Source organism: Uliginosibacterium sp. 31-12 (assembly GCF_030548425.1).
In the GTDB taxonomy this organism is placed as follows: Bacteria; Pseudomonadota; Gammaproteobacteria; order Burkholderiales; family Rhodocyclaceae; genus Uliginosibacterium; species Uliginosibacterium aquaticum.
In genome coordinates, this window is record NZ_JAUOOA010000009.1 from 174,107 (window position 1) to 194,617 (window position 20,511).

19 protein-coding genes are annotated in these 20,511 nt (G+C 60.9%); 16 read left to right on the top strand and 3 right to left on the bottom strand.

Annotation, left to right across the window (positions count from 1 at the left end; genetic code table 11):
• Positions 1–31 precede the first annotated feature (31 nt).
• Entirely contained in the window at positions 32–529 is a 498-nt protein-coding gene (locus tag Q3Y64_RS16610) for a dihydrofolate reductase (protein ID WP_303563524.1), read from the bottom strand.
• Positions 529–1,323, bottom strand: coding sequence for a thymidylate synthase (locus Q3Y64_RS16615; RefSeq protein ID WP_170020376.1), 795 nt, complete (start codon positions 1,321–1,323; stop codon positions 529–531). The genes Q3Y64_RS16610 and Q3Y64_RS16615 overlap by 1 nt, the downstream gene beginning before the upstream one ends.
• Positions 1,324–1,467: 144 nt before the next feature.
• Here Q3Y64_RS16615 and Q3Y64_RS16620 point away from each other — a divergent pair, with 144 nt between their 5' ends.
• The 3 genes from Q3Y64_RS16620 (at position 1,468) to tilS (ending at position 5,573) form a co-directional block, all read left to right on the top strand.
• Entirely contained in the window at positions 1,468–2,937 is a 1,470-nt protein-coding gene (locus Q3Y64_RS16620) for a hypothetical protein (RefSeq protein ID WP_303563528.1), read from the top strand.
• 125 nt (positions 2,938–3,062) lie between these two features.
• Positions 3,063–4,028, top strand: a complete 966-nt coding sequence (locus Q3Y64_RS16625) for an acetyl-CoA carboxylase carboxyltransferase subunit alpha (RefSeq protein ID WP_101941587.1) — start codon at positions 3,063–3,065, stop codon at positions 4,026–4,028.
• A gap of 237 nt (positions 4,029–4,265) precedes the next feature.
• Positions 4,266–5,573, top strand: a complete 1,308-nt coding sequence (gene tilS / locus Q3Y64_RS16630) for a tRNA lysidine(34) synthetase TilS (protein ID WP_303563531.1) — start codon at positions 4,266–4,268, stop codon at positions 5,571–5,573.
• Here tilS and Q3Y64_RS16635 read toward each other — a convergent pair whose 3' ends face one another.
• Positions 5,574–7,538 (bottom strand): sensor histidine kinase, encoded by a 1,965-nt coding sequence (locus Q3Y64_RS16635; protein WP_303563533.1) that lies wholly within the window; start codon positions 7,536–7,538, stop codon positions 5,574–5,576.
• A 126-nt stretch (positions 7,539–7,664) separates the two neighbouring features.
• On the opposite strand from Q3Y64_RS16635, the gene ndk reads away from it, so the two are divergent.
• The 13 genes from ndk to hflC all read left to right on the top strand — a co-directional run bounded on the left by ndk (position 7,665) and on the right by hflC (position 20,510).
• Positions 7,665–8,090, top strand: coding sequence for a nucleoside-diphosphate kinase (gene ndk, locus Q3Y64_RS16640; RefSeq protein ID WP_101941584.1), 426 nt, complete (start codon positions 7,665–7,667; stop codon positions 8,088–8,090).
• 48 nt (positions 8,091–8,138) lie between these two features.
• Positions 8,139–9,227 (top strand): 23S rRNA (adenine(2503)-C(2))-methyltransferase RlmN, encoded by a 1,089-nt coding sequence (gene rlmN / locus Q3Y64_RS16645; RefSeq protein ID WP_303563536.1) that lies wholly within the window; start codon positions 8,139–8,141, stop codon positions 9,225–9,227.
• Positions 9,227–10,033 (top strand): type IV pilus biogenesis/stability protein PilW, encoded by an 807-nt coding sequence (gene pilW / locus Q3Y64_RS16650; protein WP_303563538.1) that lies wholly within the window; start codon positions 9,227–9,229, stop codon positions 10,031–10,033. The genes rlmN and pilW overlap by 1 nt, the downstream gene beginning before the upstream one ends.
• On the top strand, positions 10,030–11,001 hold the full coding sequence (locus Q3Y64_RS16655; RefSeq protein ID WP_101941581.1) for a RodZ domain-containing protein: 972 nt from the start codon (positions 10,030–10,032) through the stop codon (positions 10,999–11,001). The genes pilW and Q3Y64_RS16655 overlap by 4 nt, the downstream gene beginning before the upstream one ends.
• A gap of 9 nt (positions 11,002–11,010) precedes the next feature.
• Complete coding sequence (gene ispG / locus Q3Y64_RS16660) at positions 11,011–12,258, top strand: flavodoxin-dependent (E)-4-hydroxy-3-methylbut-2-enyl-diphosphate synthase (RefSeq protein WP_101941580.1); 1,248 nt, start codon at positions 11,011–11,013, stop codon at positions 12,256–12,258.
• Positions 12,259–13,533, top strand: coding sequence for a histidine--tRNA ligase (hisS, locus tag Q3Y64_RS16665; RefSeq protein ID WP_101941579.1), 1,275 nt, complete (start codon positions 12,259–12,261; stop codon positions 13,531–13,533). It begins immediately after the preceding gene.
• Between the two features lie 42 nt (positions 13,534–13,575).
• Positions 13,576–14,223 carry a tetratricopeptide repeat protein gene (locus Q3Y64_RS16670; RefSeq protein ID WP_303563541.1) on the top strand — a complete coding sequence of 216 codons (648 nt, stop codon included), beginning with the start codon at positions 13,576–13,578 and terminating at the stop codon, positions 14,221–14,223.
• Positions 14,223–15,362: an outer membrane protein assembly factor BamB gene (bamB, locus tag Q3Y64_RS16675; protein WP_101941577.1), complete on the top strand. Its 1,140-nt coding sequence runs from the start codon at positions 14,223–14,225 to the stop codon at positions 15,360–15,362. The genes Q3Y64_RS16670 and bamB overlap by 1 nt, the downstream gene beginning before the upstream one ends.
• Before the next feature lie 13 nt (positions 15,363–15,375).
• Entirely contained in the window at positions 15,376–16,710 is a 1,335-nt protein-coding gene (der, locus tag Q3Y64_RS16680; RefSeq protein WP_101941576.1) for a ribosome biogenesis GTPase Der, read from the top strand.
• A gap of 125 nt (positions 16,711–16,835) precedes the next feature.
• Entirely contained in the window at positions 16,836–17,093 is a 258-nt protein-coding gene (gene hfq / locus Q3Y64_RS16685) for an RNA chaperone Hfq (RefSeq protein ID WP_101941575.1), read from the top strand.
• Positions 17,094–17,185: 92 nt separating this feature from the next.
• Entirely contained in the window at positions 17,186–18,349 is a 1,164-nt protein-coding gene (gene hflX / locus Q3Y64_RS16690) for a GTPase HflX (protein WP_101941574.1), read from the top strand.
• Positions 18,350–18,363: 14 nt separating this feature from the next.
• Positions 18,364–19,626, top strand: a complete 1,263-nt coding sequence (gene hflK / locus Q3Y64_RS16695; protein ID WP_101941573.1) for an FtsH protease activity modulator HflK — start codon at positions 18,364–18,366, stop codon at positions 19,624–19,626.
• Entirely contained in the window at positions 19,626–20,510 is an 885-nt protein-coding gene (hflC, locus tag Q3Y64_RS16700) for a protease modulator HflC (RefSeq protein ID WP_101941572.1), read from the top strand. The genes hflK and hflC overlap by 1 nt, the downstream gene beginning before the upstream one ends.
• The last annotated feature ends 1 nt before the right edge of the window (position 20,511 follow it).

A 20,511-nucleotide genomic window follows, 5' to 3' on the forward strand; every position in this document is an offset into this window, starting at 1 on the left:
CCGCGGCAGCCCCTTTTTTCTGGTCACTGATTCAGGCCAGCCGGCGGTATTCGACGATATCGAAGGCGTACTGATTCTGTTCGCTAGCGGCAAAGTGCTCGCGAGAGGTTTCACGGAACAGGGCAGAGTCGAAGTCCGGGAAGTGCGCATCTCCCTCGACGGCTGCATCAATCTCGGTAATCCACAAAACATCGGCGAGGTCGAGTGCTGCGGCGTAGATCTGTGCGCCACCGATGACGAAAATCCGCTCGGCACGGCCGCAGGCCGCAATTGCGGCATCCAGGGACGAGACTACTGTGGCGCCCTCCGCCGCGTACTGCGTCTGGCGGCTGATCACGACATGCTGTCTGCCGGGTAGGAGGCGGGGGAGTGACTCCCAGGTCTTGCGTCCCATGATGATCGGGCAGCCCAATGTGCGCTGTTTGAATTGCTGCAGATCGTCACGCAGGCGCCAGGGCAGGGTGTTGTCACGCCCGATCACGCCATTGCGGGCGCGGGCCACAATCACGGCTATTTCTGGTCGGAGCATCAGACGGACACCTTGGCGGCAATGTGCGGATGCGGGTCGTAGCCTTCGATCGTGAAGTCCTCGAAGCGGAAGGCAAACAGGTCTTTCACTTCAGGGTTCAGCAGCAGCCGTGGCAAGGCGCGTGGCTCGCGTGCGAGCTGCAGATGGGCTTGTTCGAGATGATTAGAGTAAATATGGGCGTCACCGAGGGTGTGAACGAAGTCGCCCACCGTGTAGCCGCAGACCTGCGCAATCATGTGGGTGAGGAGCGCATAGCTGGCGATGTTGAAGGGAACGCCAAGGAAAATGTCGGCGCTGCGCTGGTAGAGCTGGCAGGAGAGTTTGCCGTTCGCCACGTAGAACTGAAACAGGGCATGGCAAGGCGGCAGTGCCATCTTGTCGACCTCCCCTGGGTTCCAGGCGCAGACGAGATGGCGGCGGGAGTCCGGATTCTTCTTGAGGCCTTCGACAAGCTGGCTGATCTGATCCACCGTGCGTCCGTCGGCCGTCTCCCAGCGGCGCCATTGCTTGCCATAGACTGGGCCGAGCTCTCCGGTTTCGTCTGCCCACTCATTCCAGATCGAAACCCCGTTTTCTTTCAGGTAGCGGATGTTGGTGTCGCCCTGCAGAAACCACAGCAGCTCATGGATGATCGAGCGCAGATGGAGCTTCTTGGTGGTGACCATCGGGAAACCGTCGGCCAGATTGAAACGCATCTGCCAGCCGAACACCGAGCGGGTGCCGGTGCCGGTGCGGTCGGTTTTTTCGTGGCCGTGCTCAAGCACGTGGCGCATCAGGTCGAGGTATTGGCGCATGGGTCAGACTCGTGTGGGCGAGGCGAGATTCTAGCCCGGCACTGGTGCCTTGCGCGGCGCACCCGTCTGTCGAAGCTCAATTGGTTTTTTTGTTGATTTCATTAAAATTTGAGATAAGTAACAAAATCACAGGGAAGCCGTTCGATGCGTGCCCAGCAGGTTCAGTTTCATCCGCTATCTGAAAAGCACGCTCTGGAGCAGGTTGTGCGGGAGCTTTCGAGGCATGAGCCAGCAGACGCCATTGGCGCGGCCGGGCCCTGGATCGATTCGCTGGTGGGGAGTCCGGATCTGGGCCCCAACGAGTGTGCCCGTCTGCTTTTTGCCCTGGATGAAGCCAGCCAGGCGCCAGCCCGCAATTGTGTGGAGCTTTATCTGGCAGCGAGACATAAGTCGGCAAGCGAACGCAAGCGCTTGTGGGCGCTGACGCATGGTTTTTGGTCGATGGTGCTGGAGGCGTATGCGGATCTGCTGATCATGCATGCCGCTGAGCGAGAGCCTTCGGCCCGCAGTTTTCTGGCCCAGTTGGCGGTGCGGGCGATTCGTGCCGGGGCGCAGCGCGCCAAGTGGGATGCTTTTCGGCATGGACCGATCGATGACGTTGTGTGGGCGCGGTTGAACCTGGCCTATCGCGTGGCGGCACGTAGCGGTGTGGAGCGTGAGTCGGTGCGCCTGCGTGCAGACCGTGATGCGACGACCAGCGTCGAGCGCGAATATTTGCGTGCAGTGGCTTTACACAGTCTGGGGCCGGATCAGCTGGATGCTGATCGGCTGGAGCTGGCCTCGCGCCTGGTGCATTACGTGTCGCCGCGTCTGGAGCTGAGCAGTCGCCCGGGTACCACTACTCTGTACTGGGTGGATCTGGGCCACACCCTGCCGCCCGCACGCATGATGCAGGTGCCGCAACAGATTGTGCAGGGCCTGTTCTTCAGTGGTGCTAGTGCCACTCTGGCCTTGCATGAGCTGCTTGAACTGGTGTCCGCCGGAAATGTACCCGCAGGATTGTTGTTGCAGCATGATGCTGGCAATACCGCCGGGCTTAGCAGTGTGCTCTCGCACATGATCAGGGTGTGGTCCAACGATGCGCCGCTGCGTCGCTACCGTCGCCACCCAGTGCCTGGCCGTCTGCTTGTCGCCATGGGGCTGCAGGAGTTTTCGCTGCGCTTGGGTAGCGAAGAGCATGGCGGTCTGCTGCGGGACTGGAGCATGCGCGATGCAAGCACGCATGGTGTGGGGGTTGAGGCGCCCGAAGGGGATGTCGACGAAGTTCAGCTGGGCATGTTGCTGGGGATGCATTCCTCCGACGGCAACCGCTGGCGCGTGGGCACCGTGCGGCGCTTGTGGCGTACTGCCAAGGGTTGTAATCAGGTGGGGATCGAGTTGCTGGGTAATGAACCGGTCGGGGCTGTGGCCGATGATGGCGCCCAGCGCGTGAAGATCATCCTGCTTGATCCGCTGCGGCGCGGTCTGCCGGTGCGGGTCATCCTGCCGTTGTCGGCGCGCAGTGAGCGGCCGCTGTATGTGCTGGGGCAGAACAGGACCGTGAAACTGCTGCCCTTGCCCGAGCGCGAATATGGGCTGGACCATGAGATTCGCAGCTATCTTTTCGCGGTCTGATAGCCCCATACGCGGCCGTATTTTTTTTGTTTTTGCAAGTGACTGATTTCAAACAAAACGTGCTGAGCCGTCGTGTGGGCCTGATCGGTTACAATGCACAACCTTTCTGATTCAGCTTACCTTCCGTGAAGACAACCTTTCTCGACTTTGAGCAGCCGATCGCCGATCTTGAATCCAAGATCGAGGAACTTCGTTTCGTTCAGGACGACTCCGCCGTCGATATCTCCGAGGAAATTTCGCGCCTTGAGGCCAAGCGTCAGGGGCTGACCAAGGACATCTACGCCAAGCTCACGCCCTGGCAGATCGCCCAGGTGGCGCGCCATCCGCAGCGCCCCTATACCTTCGATTATGTTGAACACATGTTCACGGATTTCGAAGAGTTGCATGGCGATCGTGCGTTTGCCGATGACAAGGCCATCGTGGGTGGCCTGGCCCGCTTCAACGGCCAGAGTTGCATGGTGATCGGCCACCAGAAGGGGCGCGATACCAAGGAAAAAATCATCCGCAACTTCGGCATGCCGCGGCCTGAGGGTTACCGCAAGGCCTTGCGCATGATGAAGCTGGCAGAGAAGTTCGGCATCCCGGTGTTCACTTTTGTGGACACCCCGGGCGCCTACCCGGGCATTGATGCCGAGGAGCGTGGCCAGTCCGAAGCGATCGGTCACAACCTTTACGCCATGGCTGAGCTACGCGTGCCCATCATTACCACCATCATTGGCGAAGGTGGCTCCGGTGGTGCACTCGCGATCGCAGTGGCCGATCAGGTGCACATGCTGCAGTTCTCCACCTATTCGGTGATTTCGCCGGAAGGTTGTGCGTCGATTCTCTGGAAGAGCGCCGACAAGGCTCCGGAGGCGGCCGAAATCATGGGGATCACGGCTTCGCGCCTGAAGTCTCTCGGCCTGATCGACAAGGTGGTCAATGAGCCGGTGGGTGGCGCTCATCGTGATCACCGTGCCATGGCGGTCAGCCTCAAGCGTGCGTTGCAGGACACGCTGCGCACGCTGACCGAGCTGTCGCCGCAGGAGCTGACCGAGCGGCGTTTCGAACGCCTGATTGCCTACGGCAAGTTCAAGGAGCTTGCCGCCTGAGGGGCGAGGGAGTTGAGTGCAGGCTGATCTCGAAACCCTGGCGTACGGCGTACCCAAGTGCGTTTCCGCCCCTATCTTCGATCTCGGCCCCCTCGCTTCATCACCGCTTCAAAAGCTCGGCCTGAAGCAAGTCAAATAGCCCGGCTTGAGTTGGCCGCTTGCGGCGCTCCGGCGTGCCTTGGGTGATGCACAGCGCCGTTGTCGGGGTTTGCTGCAGCCTGCGGCTACAATTTGTCCATGCCCAGCCCTGATCTCGCGTCTCGCCTGCTACCTGTCTTGCGTGCCTGTGCCGGCACGCGTTTGTGTGTGGCGTATAGCGGCGGCCTTGATTCCACCGTTCTGTTGCATCTGCTGGCCCGTCTTGCTCCTGAGGCGGGCTTTGTGCTTTCTGCGCTCCATGTTCATCACGGTCTGAGCCTCCGGGCCGATGACTGGGTGAAGCATTGCGAGGCAGAGTGTGATGCCTTGGGTTTGCCCTTGCGCGTCGAGCGTGTGGTGGTAACTCTTGATGCGGGGCGGGGGCTTGAGGCCGCGGCGCGCGAGGTGCGGCATGCGGCATTTGCCAGTGTGGAGGCTGACTGGGTGGTGCTCGCTCATCATGCGGACGATCAGGCGGAAACCCTCTTGCACCGGCTTGTGCGTGGTGCTGGGGTGGCAGGGGTTGCGGGCATGCGCGAGCGTGATCCGGCGCGACGCTTGTGGCGCCCCCTGCTGGCCGAGCCACGCGCCGTGCTGCTCGAGTGGGCGCAGGCTGAGGGTTTGCGCTGGATTGAGGACGATAGCAATGCGGATAGCCGCTTCATGCGCAATTACCTGCGTCATTCTGTGCTGCCTGCGCTGAAGGCGCGTCAGCCGGCCGTAGAGCGCTCGTTGGCGCGGGCGGCGGCGCATTTCGCGGAAGCTGAAGATCTGCTGGGTGAGTTGGCAGTGCTGGATGCTGGTGTCGTGAGGCTTGGGCTGCCTGGCTCGCGCTCAGGCTTGCGTGCGTTGAGTCCGGCGCGGGGGCGCAATCTGCTGCGTTACTGGCTGCGCGAGCGGGGGGAGCAAGCGCCGGATGCGGCGCGTCTGGCGTCTGGGCTGCGGGCCTTGCGCGGCGAGGCGCCGGTACGCGAGTGTTTCGGCGACCTGGCCTTGTGTGCCTATCGCGAGCGGATCTGGACCGAATCTGCACGCTTGATGTTTCCTGCGCCGCAGCCATGGGTGGGGGAGGCAGAAATGCCCTGGGCTGAGGGGGGGGTGCGCTTTCTGCCGATTTCTGGGGTGGGTTTGCGTCTTGATCCGGGCAGTCAGTCCTTACTGCTGCGGAGCCGGTGCGGTGGTGAGCGTCTGCGTCTGGCAGAGAATCGTCCGACGCGCAGTTTCAAGGTTCTGTGTCAGGAGGCTGATCTGCCGGTCTGGTGGCGTGAGACTCTGCCCCTGTTGTGCTGCGGGGATCAAGTGTTGTGGATCGGTGGGGTGGGGGCAGCAGCAGGCTTTAGCGCTTTGCCGGGAGAAGTGGGCTGGCGCATCGAGTGGCGGGGGCCGGATGGGCTCTGGCGGGGTTGATCAGGCGTCCTTGTCCTCGGTGCCGATGGGTAGATAGAGGTAGAACAGGGTGCCGCCCTCGGCTGCCGCTTCAAACCACAGTCGACCATTGTGCTGCTCGGCAATCGAGCGGCAGATCTTGAGGCCCATGCCCATGCCTTCGGGCTTGGTGGTGAAGAAGGAGTCGAACAGGCGGTCGGCGATCTCGGCTGGGATGCCGCTGCCTTGATCCTGCACGACCAGCCGCACGCCTTCGCCGCTACTTTCGCTTCGTACGCGCAGCAGGCGCTCTGCTTCCGGGGTGCCACGCATGGCGTCCATGCCGTTGCGCAGCAGGTTCACCATGACCTGCTCGACCATGACGCGGTCGCCAATGATTTGGGGGAGGTCCATGGCCAGTTCGACCTGCAGGCGAACCTTGCGGCGTAGGGTTTCGGCTTCGAGCAGGCCGGTGGCTTCTAGCACGGCCGCATTTACGTCCATGCGGTCACGGCGCGATTCGGAGCGGCGCACGAAACCGTAGATGCGGTGGATGATCTTGCCGGCGCGCTGGGCCTGGTGATTGATCTTGCCGAGTACGTCGGTGAATTGCTTTTCGTCGTAGCGGCCGGCTTTCAGTGCATTCAGGCAGCCAGCACTGTAGCTGGCTATGGCTGAGAGCGGCTGATTCAGTTCGTGAGCCAGGGTGGAGGCCATTTCTCCCATAGTGACGAGGCGGGCTGTGGCCTCCAGCTGCTCCTGCTGATCGCGGGCCAGGGCTTCGGCGCGCTTGCGTTCCGTGATGTCCAGCACTGAGCCCATCCAGCCGCTGTGGTGGCCGTCGGCGTCGATCAGTGCGGCTTCATACAGAAGCACATCGAGCACATGGCCGTCGCGATGTTGGAAACGCAGCTCCCGCGCACGCGCGGGCTCTTCGGCGATGCTGGCGGGCAGGGGTTCGCTGCTGTCTTCAAACCAGAAGGGCATCGGCGCATTCAGTCCGACGAGCTCATCTTCGTTCCAGCCCACCATGCGGCAGAAGGCACTGTTGACGTAGCTGATGCGTCCAGAGAGATCCCGGGCGCGCAGGCCGACCAGGGTGGATTTCTCCATGGCGAGGCGGAAGGCATGTTCCGCACGCAGGGCCGCTTCCGTGTCCTGCAGGCGCAGCACCCGGGTGCGCAGCATCCACAGACTCCAGATCAGTACGACCGTAAAGGCCAGCAGCACCGCGACCACGATGGAAGGCATCACGCGGGTGGTGTCGCGGTAGCTCTCCACGCGGATGCCCAGGCCGCCCATGCGGTCGAAGCTCACGCCGAAGGAGATGTTGTTGGCTGCGCTGGCCTGCGTTGAGCTGGCCAGCTCGTCGCTGCCGTCATCGGTGAAGGAGATCCGGTAGCGCTCGGCAAACCACCATGGGACGTGCTTTTCGAGCACGCGGGAGAGCGAAAAAATACCTACGGCGTAGCCATTGAAGTCGTTGGCGCCAAATATCGGCAGAACGACTTCCACAGCCCAGGAACCGTCCTTGAGTCGGAAGGGGTGGTCGTAGGTTGGCCGGTTCAGGGTGCGGGCGCGTACCACGGTGAGGTTGTGTTCTTCGCTGACCTGCACCGGCGCGGCGCTGGCGGGCAGGGTGCTGAGCATCTCGCCATCGGAGTTGAGCCAGAGAATCGCGCTGAGGCCTGCGTCCCCCTGCAGGAGCTCGCGGACCTTGTCCTGCGCCGCTTCTGTGTGCAGTTCGCCGCCGGTGCCGAACTGGTTGCCGATCTGACCTAGCTCATCCACCGTGCTTTCGAAGTGGTAGCGTAAATTCTGCTCCATCCACAGGCTGTCACTGACCAGCGCAGCGCGGCGCTCCTCGCGTTCCTGGGCGAGGCCTAGCCACAGAAAGAGCGAAATCACGGCAACCAGTGCGGCGATAGCCAGGATAGGGAGACGCCAGAACCAGGTGCCGGTACGCGGGATTGGAGGTGTGGAGGGGGGCAAGGTGGGGCTGGTCATGCGCCAATCTTAGCCCGGGTGAGGCTTGATTTGGCAGTCTGGCTGCCGGGGCGGGGCGTCTGCTGATAAAATGAACGGTTTTGACAACAATAACTTACCAACAGCCCATTAACAGGAGAGAAGTAAATGGCTATCGAACGTACCCTGTCCATCATCAAGCCGGATGCCGTCGCCAAGAACGTGATCGGCAAGATCTATCAGCGCTTTGAGGATGCTGGCCTGAAAATCATTGCTGCCAAGCTAGTGCAACTTTCCGAGCTCGAAGCCGGTCAGTTCTATGCCGTGCACAAGGAGCGCCCCTTCTTCAAGGATCTGGTGAAATTCATGATCTCCGGGCCGGTGATGATCCAGGTGCTAGAAGGCGAAGGTGCCATCGCCAAGAACCGCGAACTGATGGGCGCGACTGATCCGAAGAAGGCTGACGCCGGCACCATCCGCGCCGACTTCGCTGATTCGATCGACGCCAATGCTGTGCATGGCTCCGATGCCGCTGAAACTGCCGCCGTGGAAGTGGCTTTCTTCTTCCCCGGCATGAATGTGTATAGCCGTTAAGTAGTTCCCGCCCGGCGCAACCCGCGCCGGGCACTGATGTGAAGACTCATGCAGAACCTCCTCGACCTTGATGCCGATGCCCTGATCGCTTGGTTCGCCGAACGCGGCGAGAAGCCATTTCGCGCCCGGCAGATCCTGCGCTGGATCCACCGTTTCGGGGAGACCGACTTTGATGCCATGACGGATGTAGCCAAGAGCCTGCGTGCATTGCTCAAGGAAACTGCCTGCATCCAGCCTCCAGTGCCGATCCGTGACAACCTGTCGACCGATGGCACACGCAAGTGGCTGATGGATGTCGGCAATGGCAATGCGGTCGAGACCGTGTTCATTCCGGAAGCTACCCGCGGCACCCTGTGCGTGTCCTCGCAGGCGGGCTGCGCACTTGACTGCGCTTTCTGCTCCACGGGAAAACAGGGCTTCAACCGCAACCTGAGTGCGGCAGAAATCATCGGCCAGCTGTGGCTGGCCAATCGCCTGCTGGGCGCCGAGCCCAATGGCGAGCGCATCATCAGCAACGTGGTGATGATGGGCATGGGTGAGCCTCTGGCGAATTTCGACAGCGTGGTATCAGCGCTCAAGCTGATGCTGGATGACCATGCGTATGGCCTGTCGCGCCGTCGCGTGACAGTATCCACCTCTGGCATCGTGCCAGCGATGGATCGCCTGCGCGACGAATGCCCGGTGGCGCTAGCCGTATCGCTGCATGCACCGAACGATGCGCTGCGCGACAAGCTGGTGCCGATCAACCAGAAGTATCCCCTGAAGGACCTGCTGGCCGCGTGCAACCGTTATCTGGACAAGGCGCCGCGTGATTTCATTACCTTCGAATACATCATGCTTGAAGGTGTGAATGACGGTGACGAGCACATCCGCCAGTTGATCGATATTGCACGGGAGGTGCCGTGCAAGTACAACCTGATACCCTTCAACCCTTTTCCGGACTCCGGCTTTCATCGCTCGTCGGGTCCAGTAGTCCGTCGTTTCTCGCAACTGCTCAATGAAGCCGGTATTGTCACGACCACGCGCAAGACGCGCGGGGATGACGTCGATGCTGCTTGTGGCCAGCTGGCCGGGCAGGTCAAGGACAAGACGCGCCGGACCCAGAAACGTGTAGTACCCATCCAAGAGGTGCTTTGATGCTCAACTCTGTACGCTGTTCCGTTTTGCTGCTGGCTTTGTTTGGCCTGCTCTCTGGTTGTGTGGCAGGCTTGCCCATCGGTGGTGATGCTGAGTCTGACCGTCCTTCTGCCGAGCAACCGGCCACTACTGCGGCTCGGCGCTCTGCCAAGTTGCACGTCGAGTTGGGGCAGGCTTATCTGCAGAGCGGGCGCAACGGCGTAGCGCTGGATGAGGCGCGTGCCGCAATCGCTTCGGATTCGGCCTATGCACCAGGCTATCTGCTGCAAGGCATGGTGTATGCCGCTCAGGAGCAGTATTCACAGGCGATTCCTGGTTTCGAGCAGGCTTCCCGCCTGGCGCCAGGAGACCCTGAAATCGCTAATGCCTATGGCTGGTTCCTTTGCTCGCAGGGACGTGAGTCTGAAGGTCTGCCGCGAATTGAGCAGGCTGCACGCAACCCCTACTACGCCACGCCAACGCGCGCGTGGACCAATGCGGGTCTGTGCCTGCTTCGCCAGAAGAATATCCCGGCGGCGGAGGAGCGCTTCATGCGGGCCGTTCAGACCGACACGACCAATCTGCAGGCCTATTACTACCTGGCAGATATCGCCTATCGCTCCAACCGCGACCTACGTGCCAAGGAGTGGATGGACCAAATTCTGAAGCAGATGAAAAACAGCAACGTTGAGATCCTGTGGCTCGCCGTTCGCATTGAGAACCGTCTGGGCAATCGCAGCACAGTCGCCGATCTGGGCTCGCGGATGCGCAAGGAGTTTCCGGGCTCCAACGAATATCAGTACTTTCTGCAGGGGAAGTTCGAGTGAGCGAGCAGATTCAGGAGGCGGCGCAGACCGCTGCAGAGAGCCTCTGGACCCAGTTGCGCGCGGCGCGTGAAGCGCGCGGGCTCTCCCTTGGCCAGGTTTCCGATCAACTCAAGCTGACTGTGCGTCAGCTAGAGGCGATCGAGCGTGGTGATCTCAGCGCCTTGCCGGGCAGCACCTTTGCCCGTGGTTTTGTGCGTAACTACGCGCGGTTTCTGGGCTTGGATGCAGAGATTTTCCTGCGCGCCGGTGAGACCAATGAGGCGCCGGTCGTGGCCGAGCTGCCTGAGCAGATGATCACTCCCAGCCTGGGGCGCATGCCTTCACCGGGCAATCCGCGCTACTCGGCGTTGCCGATTGCAGCATTGGTGCTGGTGCTGGCCGTGGTGCTTGGCGCAGGCTGGCATTATGGCTGGCTCGAAGCGCGCGAGGAAACGGCGCTGCTTAAAGCGCCGCAGGAAGAGGTTTTCGTGCCTGTGGTTGAAGTGTCGCCTGTCGTCAGCGAGCCTTTGGTTGCGAGCAGTGTGCCTGCCCCGCAGCTCGAGGCGAGTGTGCCGGTGAGTGTGGTGGCTGCCGTCGTGCCGATGGCGCAGAGCGCGCCCCAACCGGTGATGCTGCCAGCTCAGTCAGTACCGCCGGCTACGCCGCCAGCGGTGCAGAGTGCTCCTGTGCGCGTGACCCCGTCCGTTCCTGTGGCGATAGCTCCGACGGCGTCTGGGCCCGCCGTGGGTGGTCTGCCGCGCATGACGCTGAGTTTCGAGGGTGACTCCTGGGTTGAAGTGCGTGATGCCAGTGGGCAGATCGTCTTCTCCCGTCTTAATCAAGCTGGTGGTGTCCAGGAGGTTCAGGGACAGGCTCCCTTCGATCTGGTCATTGGCAATGCTGGCAAAGTGAAGCTCTCCTGGAAGGGCCGACCGGTCGATCTGGCTCCGCTGATTCGTGGCGATGTGGCCCGTGTGAAACTGCAGTAAGAATCTCTGATGTCGCAAAATTCCACTTTTGCCGGCGCTCTGGGCCGGCACCCGACTCGTCTGGTTCGCATTGGCCGTGTGCAGGTCGGCTCGCAAGTGCCGATCGTGGTGCAGTCGATGACCAATACCGATACGGCGGACCATGTCGCGACAGCGATTCAGATCGCCCAGCTGGCGCGCGCAGGCTCGGAGCTGGTTCGGATCACCGTGAATAACGACGAGTCAGCCAAGGCTGTACCGAAGATCGTCGAGCAGTTGGCGAAGATGAATGTGGAGGTGCCGATCATCGGTGACTTCCACTACAACGGCCACAAGCTGCTGACGGACAATCCTGCCTGTGCCGAATTGCTGGCCAAGTACCGTATCAATCCCGGCAACGTGGGGCAGGGCCAGAAGCGTGATGTGCAATTTGCGCAGATCGTGGAGCTCGCCTGCAAGTACGACAAGCCGGTGCGCATCGGTGTGAACTGGGGCAGCCTCGATCAGTCTGTGCTGGCGCGCATGATGGATGCCAACGCGCAGCGAGCGGAGCCGTGGGATGTTGGTGCGGTGATGCGCGAGGCGCTGATCGTGTCGGCGCTCGAATCTGCGCAGGCGGCTGAAGACGTGGGCATGGCGGGTGATCGCATCATCCTGTCCTGCAAGGTTTCCAGCGTGCAGGATCTGATCGCCACCTATCGCGAGCTGGCCCGTCGCAGCGATTACCCGCTGCATCTTGGACTCACTGAAGCCGGCATGGGCAGCAAGGGCATCGTGGCCTCAACCGCTGCGCTGGGCGTACTGTTGCAGGAAGGCATTGGCGATACCATTCGAGTGTCATTGACCCCTGAGCCGGGCGGTGCCCGCACCCAGGAAGTCATCGTGGCGCAGGAAATCTTGCAGAGCATGGGTTTGCGTGCTTTTACGCCGATGGTTACCGCCTGCCCGGGCTGTGGTCGCACCACCAGCACCTTCTTCCAGGAGCTTGCGCAGAGCGTGCAAAGTTATGTACGCGAGCAGATGCCGGTGTGGCGCGACCAGTATGATGGGGTTGAAAATCTGACCCTTGCGGTGATGGGCTGCGTGGTCAATGGCCCCGGCGAAAGCAAGCATGCCAATATCGGTATTTCCCTGCCAGGCACTGGCGAGACGCCGGCTGCTCCGGTTTTCATCGATGGCCAGAAGGCCATGACCCTGCGTGGCGACAATATCGCCCATGAATTCCGCGTCATCCTCGATGAGTATGTCGCCACCAAGTATCCGAAAAAGATCCAGTAAATGAGTACCAAACTGCAAGGCGTGCGTGGCATGAATGACCTGCTCCCCGAAGAGGCGGAGCGTTGGGAGGCGTTCGAGGAAATTGTTCGTGACTGGCTGCGGAGCTATGGCTATCGGCCGATTCGCACTCCGATCGTGGAGTACACGAAGCTGTTCTCGCGCGGCGTTGGCGAGCACACCGACATTGTCGAGAAGGAGATGTACTCCTTTGAGGATCGTCTCAACGGCGAACACCTCACCCTGCGCCCGGAAGGTACTGCCTCCTGTGTGCGCTCGGTGATCGAGCACAACCTGATTTTCCAGAATCCGCAGCGCCTCTATTACAGTGGCCCGATGTTCCGTCACGAGCGTCCGCAGAAGGGGCGCTATCGTCAGTTTCATCAGGTCGGTGTGGAAGCCCTGGGTTTTGCCGGCCCGGACGTGGATGCTGAGCACATCGTGATGTGTCGTCGCCTGTGGGATGACCTCGGGTTGGACGATGTCGAGCTGCAGCTCAATTCCCTGGGGGATGCGGCCGAGCGCGCCACACACCGCACTGAGTTGATCGCCTATCTGGAGAAGTATCAGGATCAGCTGGATGAAGATGGCAAGCGTCGCCTCTACGCCAATCCACTGCGTGTGCTGGACACCAAGAATCCGGCACTGCAGGAGATCGTCGAAGCCGCACCCAAACTCATCGAGTATCTCGGTGAAGCATCTCTCAAGCATTTCGAAGCCGTGCAAGCCTTGCTGCGCGAGGCTGCCGTGCCTTACCGGATCAATCCGCGAATGGTGCGAGGGCTGGACTATTACAACCGCACCGTGTTCGAATGGACGACTACTCGCCTTGGCGCTCAGGCCACTTTCTGCGCCGGCGGTCGTTACGACGGTCTAATCGAACAACTCGGCGGCAAGCCGGCTCCGGCCTGTGGTTTCGCGATGGGCATGGAGCGTGTGATGTTGCTGTGGCAGGAAGGCTTGGATGCCGGCCCGCTGGTGAGCCCCGATGTGTACGTGGTGCATCAAGGAGAGAAGGCTGCGCCCTTTGCTTTCCGCAGTGCCGAGCTGCTGCGTAGTGCGGGCTTCGCGGTGGTGTTCCACTGCGGTGGTGGCAGCTTCAAATCGCAGATGAAGAAGGCCGACGGTTCCGGTGCGGCGTATGCCGTGATCGTGGGTGATGATGAAGCAGCGGTCGGGCAGGTGGCGCTCAAGCCTCTGCGTGGAGAGGGCGAGCAGCAGGCGGTAACGCCCGAAGCGCTCGTTGAATTGCTGGCAGACCGCCTTTACGGCGAGTGAGCCGGGCACGGACAGAATCAATCAAGAGACGGAAGACGGAACATGGCAGCTTACGATCTGGAAGAGCAGGAACAGCTTTCGGCCATTAAGGCCTGGTGGGAAAAGAACGGCAATATCGTGACGGGTACCGCGCTGGCGTTGGCGCTGGTCGTGGCTGGCGTGCAAGGCTGGCGCTGGTATCAAGGCAAGCAGGCGGCTGAGGCTGGTGGCCTCTACAGTGCCGTGAGCCTTGCCGCGCAAGCCAAGGATGTAGGCAAGGTTGGCGTGCTGACTGATGAGTTGGTCGCCAAGCATGGCGGCAGCGTGACGGCTGAGCTGGCTGCTTTGCAAGCTGCACATACCGCACTTGAAGCGGGGGACGCCAAGACTGCCCGCAGCCGTCTCGAGTGGGCTGCTTCCAGCAAAGCTGATCCTCTGTTGCGCGATGTGGCTCGCCTGCGACTGGCTGCGCTGCAAATCGATGCCAAGGAACTTGAGCCGGCGCTGGAAACCCTCAAGGCTGAGCCCAATGAGGCGTATCTGCCGCGATTCGAAGATCTGCGTGGAGATGTCCTGTTTGCCCAAGGCAAGACGGCGGAGGCGCGCGCTGCCTACAAGCGCAGCGTTGAGGCCGCGTCCAAGGCGGGTGAGCAAACGACCTCTTTCCGCAATCTTGTGCAGATCAAGCTGGATGCGCTTGGAGGCGCCTGATGAAACTGCGAGTGCTGGCCGCCCTGGCCCTGAGTTCTAGTCTGAGTGGTTGCTTCCTGTGGTCATCCGACCCCGGGCCCAAGCCTTCGCCGCTGCCCGTTTTCAAACAGACGGGCGAGCTGCGCGAGCAGTGGACCGCTTCCTTGCCGGAGATCGGCGACTCCCTGCTGAGCCCGACGCTTTCTGGTGGCAGTGTCTATGCTGCCGCCCGCAAGGGCCAGCTGGCGCGTTTCGATGCGGCCGGGCGTGAAGTCTGGCGGGTCAAGACGGCGCCGCGTCTCTCCGGTGGCGTGGCTAGTGATGGCAATGTGGTGGTGGTGACCAGTAGTGATGGCGAATTGCTTGTCTATGAAGCAGACAAGGGCAGCTTGCGTTGGAAGACTACCGTGGGCGGCGAAGTGCTCGCCTCCCCTCTGATTGCCGAAGATATGGTGGTGGTGCGGATTGGCGACAATCAACTCGCCGCATATGGTGTGAGCGACGGCAAACGCCGTTGGGTCTATCAGCGCGCTCAGGCCTCCCTGGCCTTGCGTGCGCCGGTGGGATTGGCGCGTTCGGGTGATGTGTTGTTTGCCGGTTTTCCGGGCGGCAAACTGCTGGCGTTGAGTCTCGCCAGTGGGGTGCAGCGCTGGGAGGCTACGATTGCCCAACCCAAGGGCTCCAACGAGATTGAACGCATGGCGGATGTGGTGGGCGATCCGCTGGTGCGCGGCGATCAGGTCTGTGTGGCTGCTTTCCAGGGGCGTGTTGCCTGTGTGGATCGCAGCAATGGCAGCCTGCGTTGGGCGCGTGACTTTTCTTCGGCCAGTGGTATTGCCGCGGATGCCGGCAGCCTGTATTTCGCCGATGCAGGCGACACTTTGTATGCCCTCGATCTGGCTTCTGGTGCTAGTCAGTGGAAGCAGGACAAGCTGGCCTATCGGCGCCTGACCCGTCCGGTACTGGTAGGCGACAAGCTGGCCGTGGCGGATGTACAGGGCTATGTCCATGTAATTGAAGCGCGTTCTGGAGAGTTCGTGGCCAGTCGCCGCGTGGATTCGTCCGGGGTGCGTGCCCTGATGCAGACGCTGCCCAATGACGGGATGGCGGTGCAGGCCATCGATGGCGACCTTTACGCCTTGAGCCTGCGGAAGCAGTAAATCTGGAGTTGTTGTGAAACCTACGCTGGTGCTCGTGGGCCGACCCAATGTCGGCAAATCCACGCTTTTCAATCGTCTGACCCGCACCCGCGACGCGCTGGTGGCGGATATGCCGGGTCTGACCCGCGATCGCCACTACGGGATTGGCCGTGGAGGCTCGCGCCCCTATCTGGTCGTCGATACAGGCGGTTTCGAACCGCTGGCCAAGGAAGGAATCGTGGCCGAAATGGCCCGTCAGGCCGAGTCCGCCATCGCCGAAGGCGACGCCTTGCTGTTTATCGTGGACGGTCGTGTTGGCTTGACGCCGCATGACAAGCAGATCGCAGACACGCTGCGCCGCTCGGGTCGCCCGGTGTTCCTCGCTGTAAATAAAGGCGAGGGCATGAATCGCGACACTTTCAGTGCCGAGTTTCATGAGCTGGGCTTTGGTACGCCGTATGTGATCTCCTCTGCGCATGGCGAGGGCGTTCGTCAGTTGCTGGATCTGGTGCTGGATAGTTTTCCCAAGGACGCAGAGCCTGGGGATGATGACGAGGCGGGCCCCAGGGTGGCCATCGTCGGTCGTCCCAATGTGGGTAAATCAACCCTGATCAACGCCTTGCTGGGCGAGGATCGCGTGATTGCGTTTGATATGCCCGGTACTACGCGTGATGCGATTGCCGTGCCTTTCGAGCGCAACGGCAAGGCCTATACCCTGATCGATACGGCTGGCCTGCGTCGCCGTGGCAAGGTCTTTGAGGCGATCGAGAAATTTTCGGTGATCAAGACCTTGCAGGCGGTGGAGGAGGCCAATGTTGTTGTGCTGGTGCTCGATGCTAGTCAGGACATCTCCGATCAGGACGCCCACATCGCCGGCTTCGTGCTTGAGGCCGGCCGCGCCCTGGTGCTGGCGGTGAACAAGTGGGACAGCGTCGACGACTATCGTCGTGAGCGGATCAAGGCTGAGATTGCCCGCAAGCTCTACTTCCTCGATTTCGCGCGCCACCATTACATCTCGGCGCTAGAAGTGGTGGGTATCGGCCCATTGCTCAAGTCGGTGGATCTGGCCTATGCGGCGGCGATGATCAAGCTGGCCACCCCCAAGCTCACGCGTGCTTTGCAGACCGCGCTGACCAAACAGCAACCGCCGCGCCACGGGGTGTATCGTCCCAAGATGCGCTACGCCCACCAGGGCGGTCAGAATCCTCCTGTGGTGGTAGTGCACGGCAATGCGCTGGAGCATATTCCTGACTCCTATCGCCGCTATCTTGAGCATCATTTCGTGGAAACCTTCAAGCTGCAGGGGACCCCGCTGCGCATCGAGTTCCGCTCGGCGCACAACCCCTATGCGGACAAAGACTATCCTTGATCGTGTGCTATTGATCGTGCGGAAGTTCTGCTAACCTTTCCCCTTTGGCCAGTGCCCTTTTTCCCGCACGCTGTGCTTCACTGGCCGAGCTTTTCCAATAACAATATTTCTGAGGGCCAAAAACCATGAGCAACAAAGGCCAGATGCTGCAAGACCCCTTCCTGAATACCTTGCGCCGCGAGCACATTCCGGTCTCGATCTACCTCGTCAATGGCATCAAGCTGCAAGGCCATATCGAGTCTTTCGATCAGTATGTGGTGCTGCTGAAGAACACGGTCACCCAGATGGTGTACAAACACGCCATCTCTACCGTGGTGCCGGCCCGTGCTGTGTCCATTCCGCACGAAAATGCGGGTGATGCGCCTGCCGCACCGAAGGAATGAACGCCTGCCCGCATGGCGGGCAGCGGTTTCTCTTAATACCCTGATCCGGGTGCAGCCTGAGGTTGCACCCGGATTTTTGCCTGTGCCTCCGCATGTTTGATCGCCCCGCTTCGGAAGGAAATCGCGCCGTCCTGGTGCAGCTCGATTTTGGTGCGGGGGGGCTAGCTGAATGTCTAGCTGAGTTCCAGATGCTGGCGGGTTCGGCAGGCGCTGAAACAGTCGCCATCATTCAGGGCCGGCGCAGGGCGCCCGATCCAGCCCTGTATGCGGGCTCCGGCAAGGTTGACGAAATTGCTGCCGAAGTCCTTGCATCCGGGGCTGATATCGTGATCTTCAATCATGAATTGAGCGCCGGGCAGCAGCGTAATCTTGAGCGCGTGCTGCAGCGTCGGGTCATTGATCGCACGACCTTGATCCTCGATATCTTTGCCCTGCGTGCCAAGAGCCATGAGGGCAAGCTGCAGGTGGAGCTGGCCCAGTTGGAGCATCTGGCGACGCGCTTGGTGCGTGGCTGGACTCACCTTGAGCGTCAGAAGGGGGGTATCGGTCTGCGTGGGCCGGGTGAAAAGCAGCTCGAAACCGACCGCCGCCTGCTCGGCAAACGCGTTGCCCTACTCAAGGAACGACTGCGGCAGTTGGAGAAGCAACGCAAGGTACGGCGCCGCTCAAGGGAACGCAGTGAGGTGCCTGTGGTCTCATTGGTTGGTTACACCAATGCGGGCAAGTCCACCTTGTTCAATGCGCTCTGCAAGGCCGGTGCTTATGCGGCCGATCAGCTTTTTGCCACCCTCGACACGACTTCACGCCGCGTCTATCTGCATGATGCACAACGTCATATGGTGCTCTCGGATACCGTGGGTTTCATCCGCGACTTGCCGCACTCGGTCGTGGCTGCGTTTCACGCCACGCTAGAAGAAACGGCACAGGCAGATCTGTTGCTGCATGTGGTGGATGCATCCTCGGCGGATCGCGAAGCGCAGATTGATGTGGTCAATGAAGTGCTGACCGAGATCGGCGCGGGCGACGTGCCGCAGATCCTCGTCTGGAACAAGATCGACATGACGCATGGTGTGCCGACAGTGGAAGAGGATGGCTATGGTAAAATCGAGCGCATTTTGCTCAGCGCCCGCACGGGCGAAGGGCTGGATTTGCTGCGCAACGCGTTGGCCCGCCAGCTCTTCCCGATCATGATTGCCGGTGAGGCTTCAGAGCCGCCGGCTTCCCCGATGGATGACTCAGACCAGGCAGACTCATGATTACCGGACTACTCATGTCAATCAACGATCCACGCTGGGGCAACAACAGCCAAAGCGACGACAAGCAGGGTGAGGGCAAGCGCGGCGATGAGCAGGGGCCGCCAGACCTTGAAGACATCTGGCGCGACTTCAACAATAAGCTCAGCGGCATGTTCGGCAAGCGTTCGGGCGGGGGGGGTAGCAATACGCCGCCACCGGCGCCGCTGAATCCGCGTCAGCTCGGTGGCGGCGTGGTGCTGGTTGTTCTGGCTGCGGCGGCTTTGTGGCTGGGGAGCGGGTTTTACACAGTCGATGCCAGCCAGCGTGGCGTGGTGTTACGTTTTGGCAAGCTGCAGGAAATCACTAATGAAGGTTTGCGCTGGCACTTGCCATACCCCGTCGAGGCGGTGGAATTGGTCAATGTCACGCGTGTGCGCACGGTGGAAGTCGGTTTTCGCGCCAACGACCGGTCCAAGAATCTGCATGAGTCGCTGATGATCACGGATGACGAAAACATCGTGAACATCCAGTTTGCCGTGCAGTACACGCTGAGCGATCCGGCGGAGTTCCTGTTTGCCAACAAGGATGCGGATGTCACCGTGAAGTTGGTAGCGGAGGCGGCTATGCGCGAGATCGTAGGCAAGAGCAAGATGGATTTCGTGCTCTACGAAGGGCGCGAGGCTGTTGCCAAGCAAGTTCATCTGATGATGCAGAAGGCGCTCGATGAATACCGCTTCGGCCCTTACAAAGGCAGTGGCGTGTTGATCAGCAAGGTGACTATGCAGAATGCTCAGCCGCCCGAGCAGGTGCAGGAGGCTTTCAATGATGCCGTCAAGGCAGGGCAGGATCGCGAACGCTTGAAGAGCGAAGGCCAGGCCTACTTCAACGATGTGGTGCCGAAGGCTGAAGGGACGGCCGCGCGTCTGCGTGAGGAGTCCAAAGGCTATGCTCAGCGCGTCGTGGCTCAGGCGGATGGCGATGCCAGCCGCTTCAAGCAGATCTTTGCCGAGTATTCGAAGGCGCCGGAAGTGACGCGCAACCGCATGTATATCGATGCAATGCAACAGGTCTATAGCAACACCACCAAGGTGCTGGTGGACTCCAAGGGCAATGGCAATCTGCTCTACCTGCCGCTCGACAAGCTGATCCAGAACGGAGGTGCCGCTCCTGCTGCAGCTGTCGATGCCGCCGTGCCGGCGAGCAAGCCGGTTGTCGAGACGCCGGCCGCTGTGCCGCGTCAGGAGCCGGATCCTCGCAGTCGCGAGGCCCTGCGTTCGCGTGAAAGGGAGAGCCGCTGATGAATGCCCGTTTGCCCGTGATTTTTGGCGCACTGCTGATTGCAGTCGCCGTGCTATCGATGTCCATCTTCACCGTGGATCAGCGCAAGTACGCGCTGGTCTTCCAGTTGGGGGAAATCAAGCGTTTTGAGACCGAGCCTGGGCTGAAATTCAAGCTGCCCATGATTCAGGATGTAAAGTATTTTGATCGCCGTATCCTGACGCTCGATTCACCCGAGTCCGAGCTCTTCCAGACGGCAGAAAAGAAGAACGTGCTGGTTGATTCCTTCGTGCGCTGGCGCATCAAGGATCCGGCCGTGTTCTATCGTGCCTTCGGGGTCGAGGAGGTGCGTGCCAATACGCGTCTTGAGCAAACAGTGAATGCTGTACTGCGCGAGGAGTTCGGCAAGCGTCAGGTGCATGACGTGATTTCCGGCGAGCGTGAAAAACTCATGGATGCGGTGCAGGCCAAAGCTGCAGCAGATTCCGTACAGTACGGCGTGGAAATTGTCGATGTGCGTGTCAAGCGCGTAGAGCTGCCGACTGACGTGAGCGAATCTGTATTCCGTCGTATGGAGGCCGAGCGCAAGCGTGTGGCCAACGAGTTGCGTTCCACCGGTTCGGCCGAGGCCGAGCAGATCAAGGCGGATGCGGATCGTCAGCGTGAGGTGGTGATTGCGGAGGCCTACCGCGATGCTCAGAAGATAAAGGGCGAGGGCGATGCCAAGGCGGCCGCGATCTACGCAGAGGCATTTGGCCGCAGCCCCGAGTTCTATCGTTTCTGGCGCAGCATGGAAGCCTACAAGCAGACTTTCCGGAGCAAGAGCGACATGCTGGTCGTTGACCCGTCTTCCGATTTCTTCAAGTACATGAAGAGCGGTGGCGGCAAGGACAGCGGCAAGTAAG

Coding starts and splice junctions, on each gene's coding strand:
- Q3Y64_RS16620 (WP_303563528.1), top strand. CDS start 1,468: ATGCGTGCCCAGCAGGTTCAGTTTCATCCGCTATCTGAAAAGCACGCT.
- Q3Y64_RS16610 (WP_303563524.1), bottom strand. CDS start 529: ATGCTCCGACCAGAAATAGCCGTGATTGTGGCCCGCGCCCGCAATGGC.
- ispG (WP_101941580.1), top strand. CDS start 11,011: ATGTCGCAAAATTCCACTTTTGCCGGCGCTCTGGGCCGGCACCCGACT.
- Q3Y64_RS16670 (WP_303563541.1), top strand. CDS start 13,576: ATGGCAGCTTACGATCTGGAAGAGCAGGAACAGCTTTCGGCCATTAAG.
- Q3Y64_RS16635 (WP_303563533.1), bottom strand. CDS start 7,538: ATGACCAGCCCCACCTTGCCCCCCTCCACACCTCCAATCCCGCGTACC.
- hfq (WP_101941575.1), top strand. CDS start 16,836: ATGAGCAACAAAGGCCAGATGCTGCAAGACCCCTTCCTGAATACCTTG.
- tilS (WP_303563531.1), top strand. CDS start 4,266: ATGCCCAGCCCTGATCTCGCGTCTCGCCTGCTACCTGTCTTGCGTGCC.
- rlmN (WP_303563536.1), top strand. CDS start 8,139: ATGCAGAACCTCCTCGACCTTGATGCCGATGCCCTGATCGCTTGGTTC.
- ndk (WP_101941584.1), top strand. CDS start 7,665: ATGGCTATCGAACGTACCCTGTCCATCATCAAGCCGGATGCCGTCGCC.
- bamB (WP_101941577.1), top strand. CDS start 14,223: ATGAAACTGCGAGTGCTGGCCGCCCTGGCCCTGAGTTCTAGTCTGAGT.
- hisS (WP_101941579.1), top strand. CDS start 12,259: ATGAGTACCAAACTGCAAGGCGTGCGTGGCATGAATGACCTGCTCCCC.
- hflC (WP_101941572.1), top strand. CDS start 19,626: ATGAATGCCCGTTTGCCCGTGATTTTTGGCGCACTGCTGATTGCAGTC.
- pilW (WP_303563538.1), top strand. CDS start 9,227: ATGCTCAACTCTGTACGCTGTTCCGTTTTGCTGCTGGCTTTGTTTGGC.
- hflK (WP_101941573.1), top strand. CDS start 18,364: ATGTCAATCAACGATCCACGCTGGGGCAACAACAGCCAAAGCGACGAC.
- hflX (WP_101941574.1), top strand. CDS start 17,186: ATGTTTGATCGCCCCGCTTCGGAAGGAAATCGCGCCGTCCTGGTGCAG.
- Q3Y64_RS16615 (WP_170020376.1), bottom strand. CDS start 1,323: ATGCGCCAATACCTCGACCTGATGCGCCACGTGCTTGAGCACGGCCAC.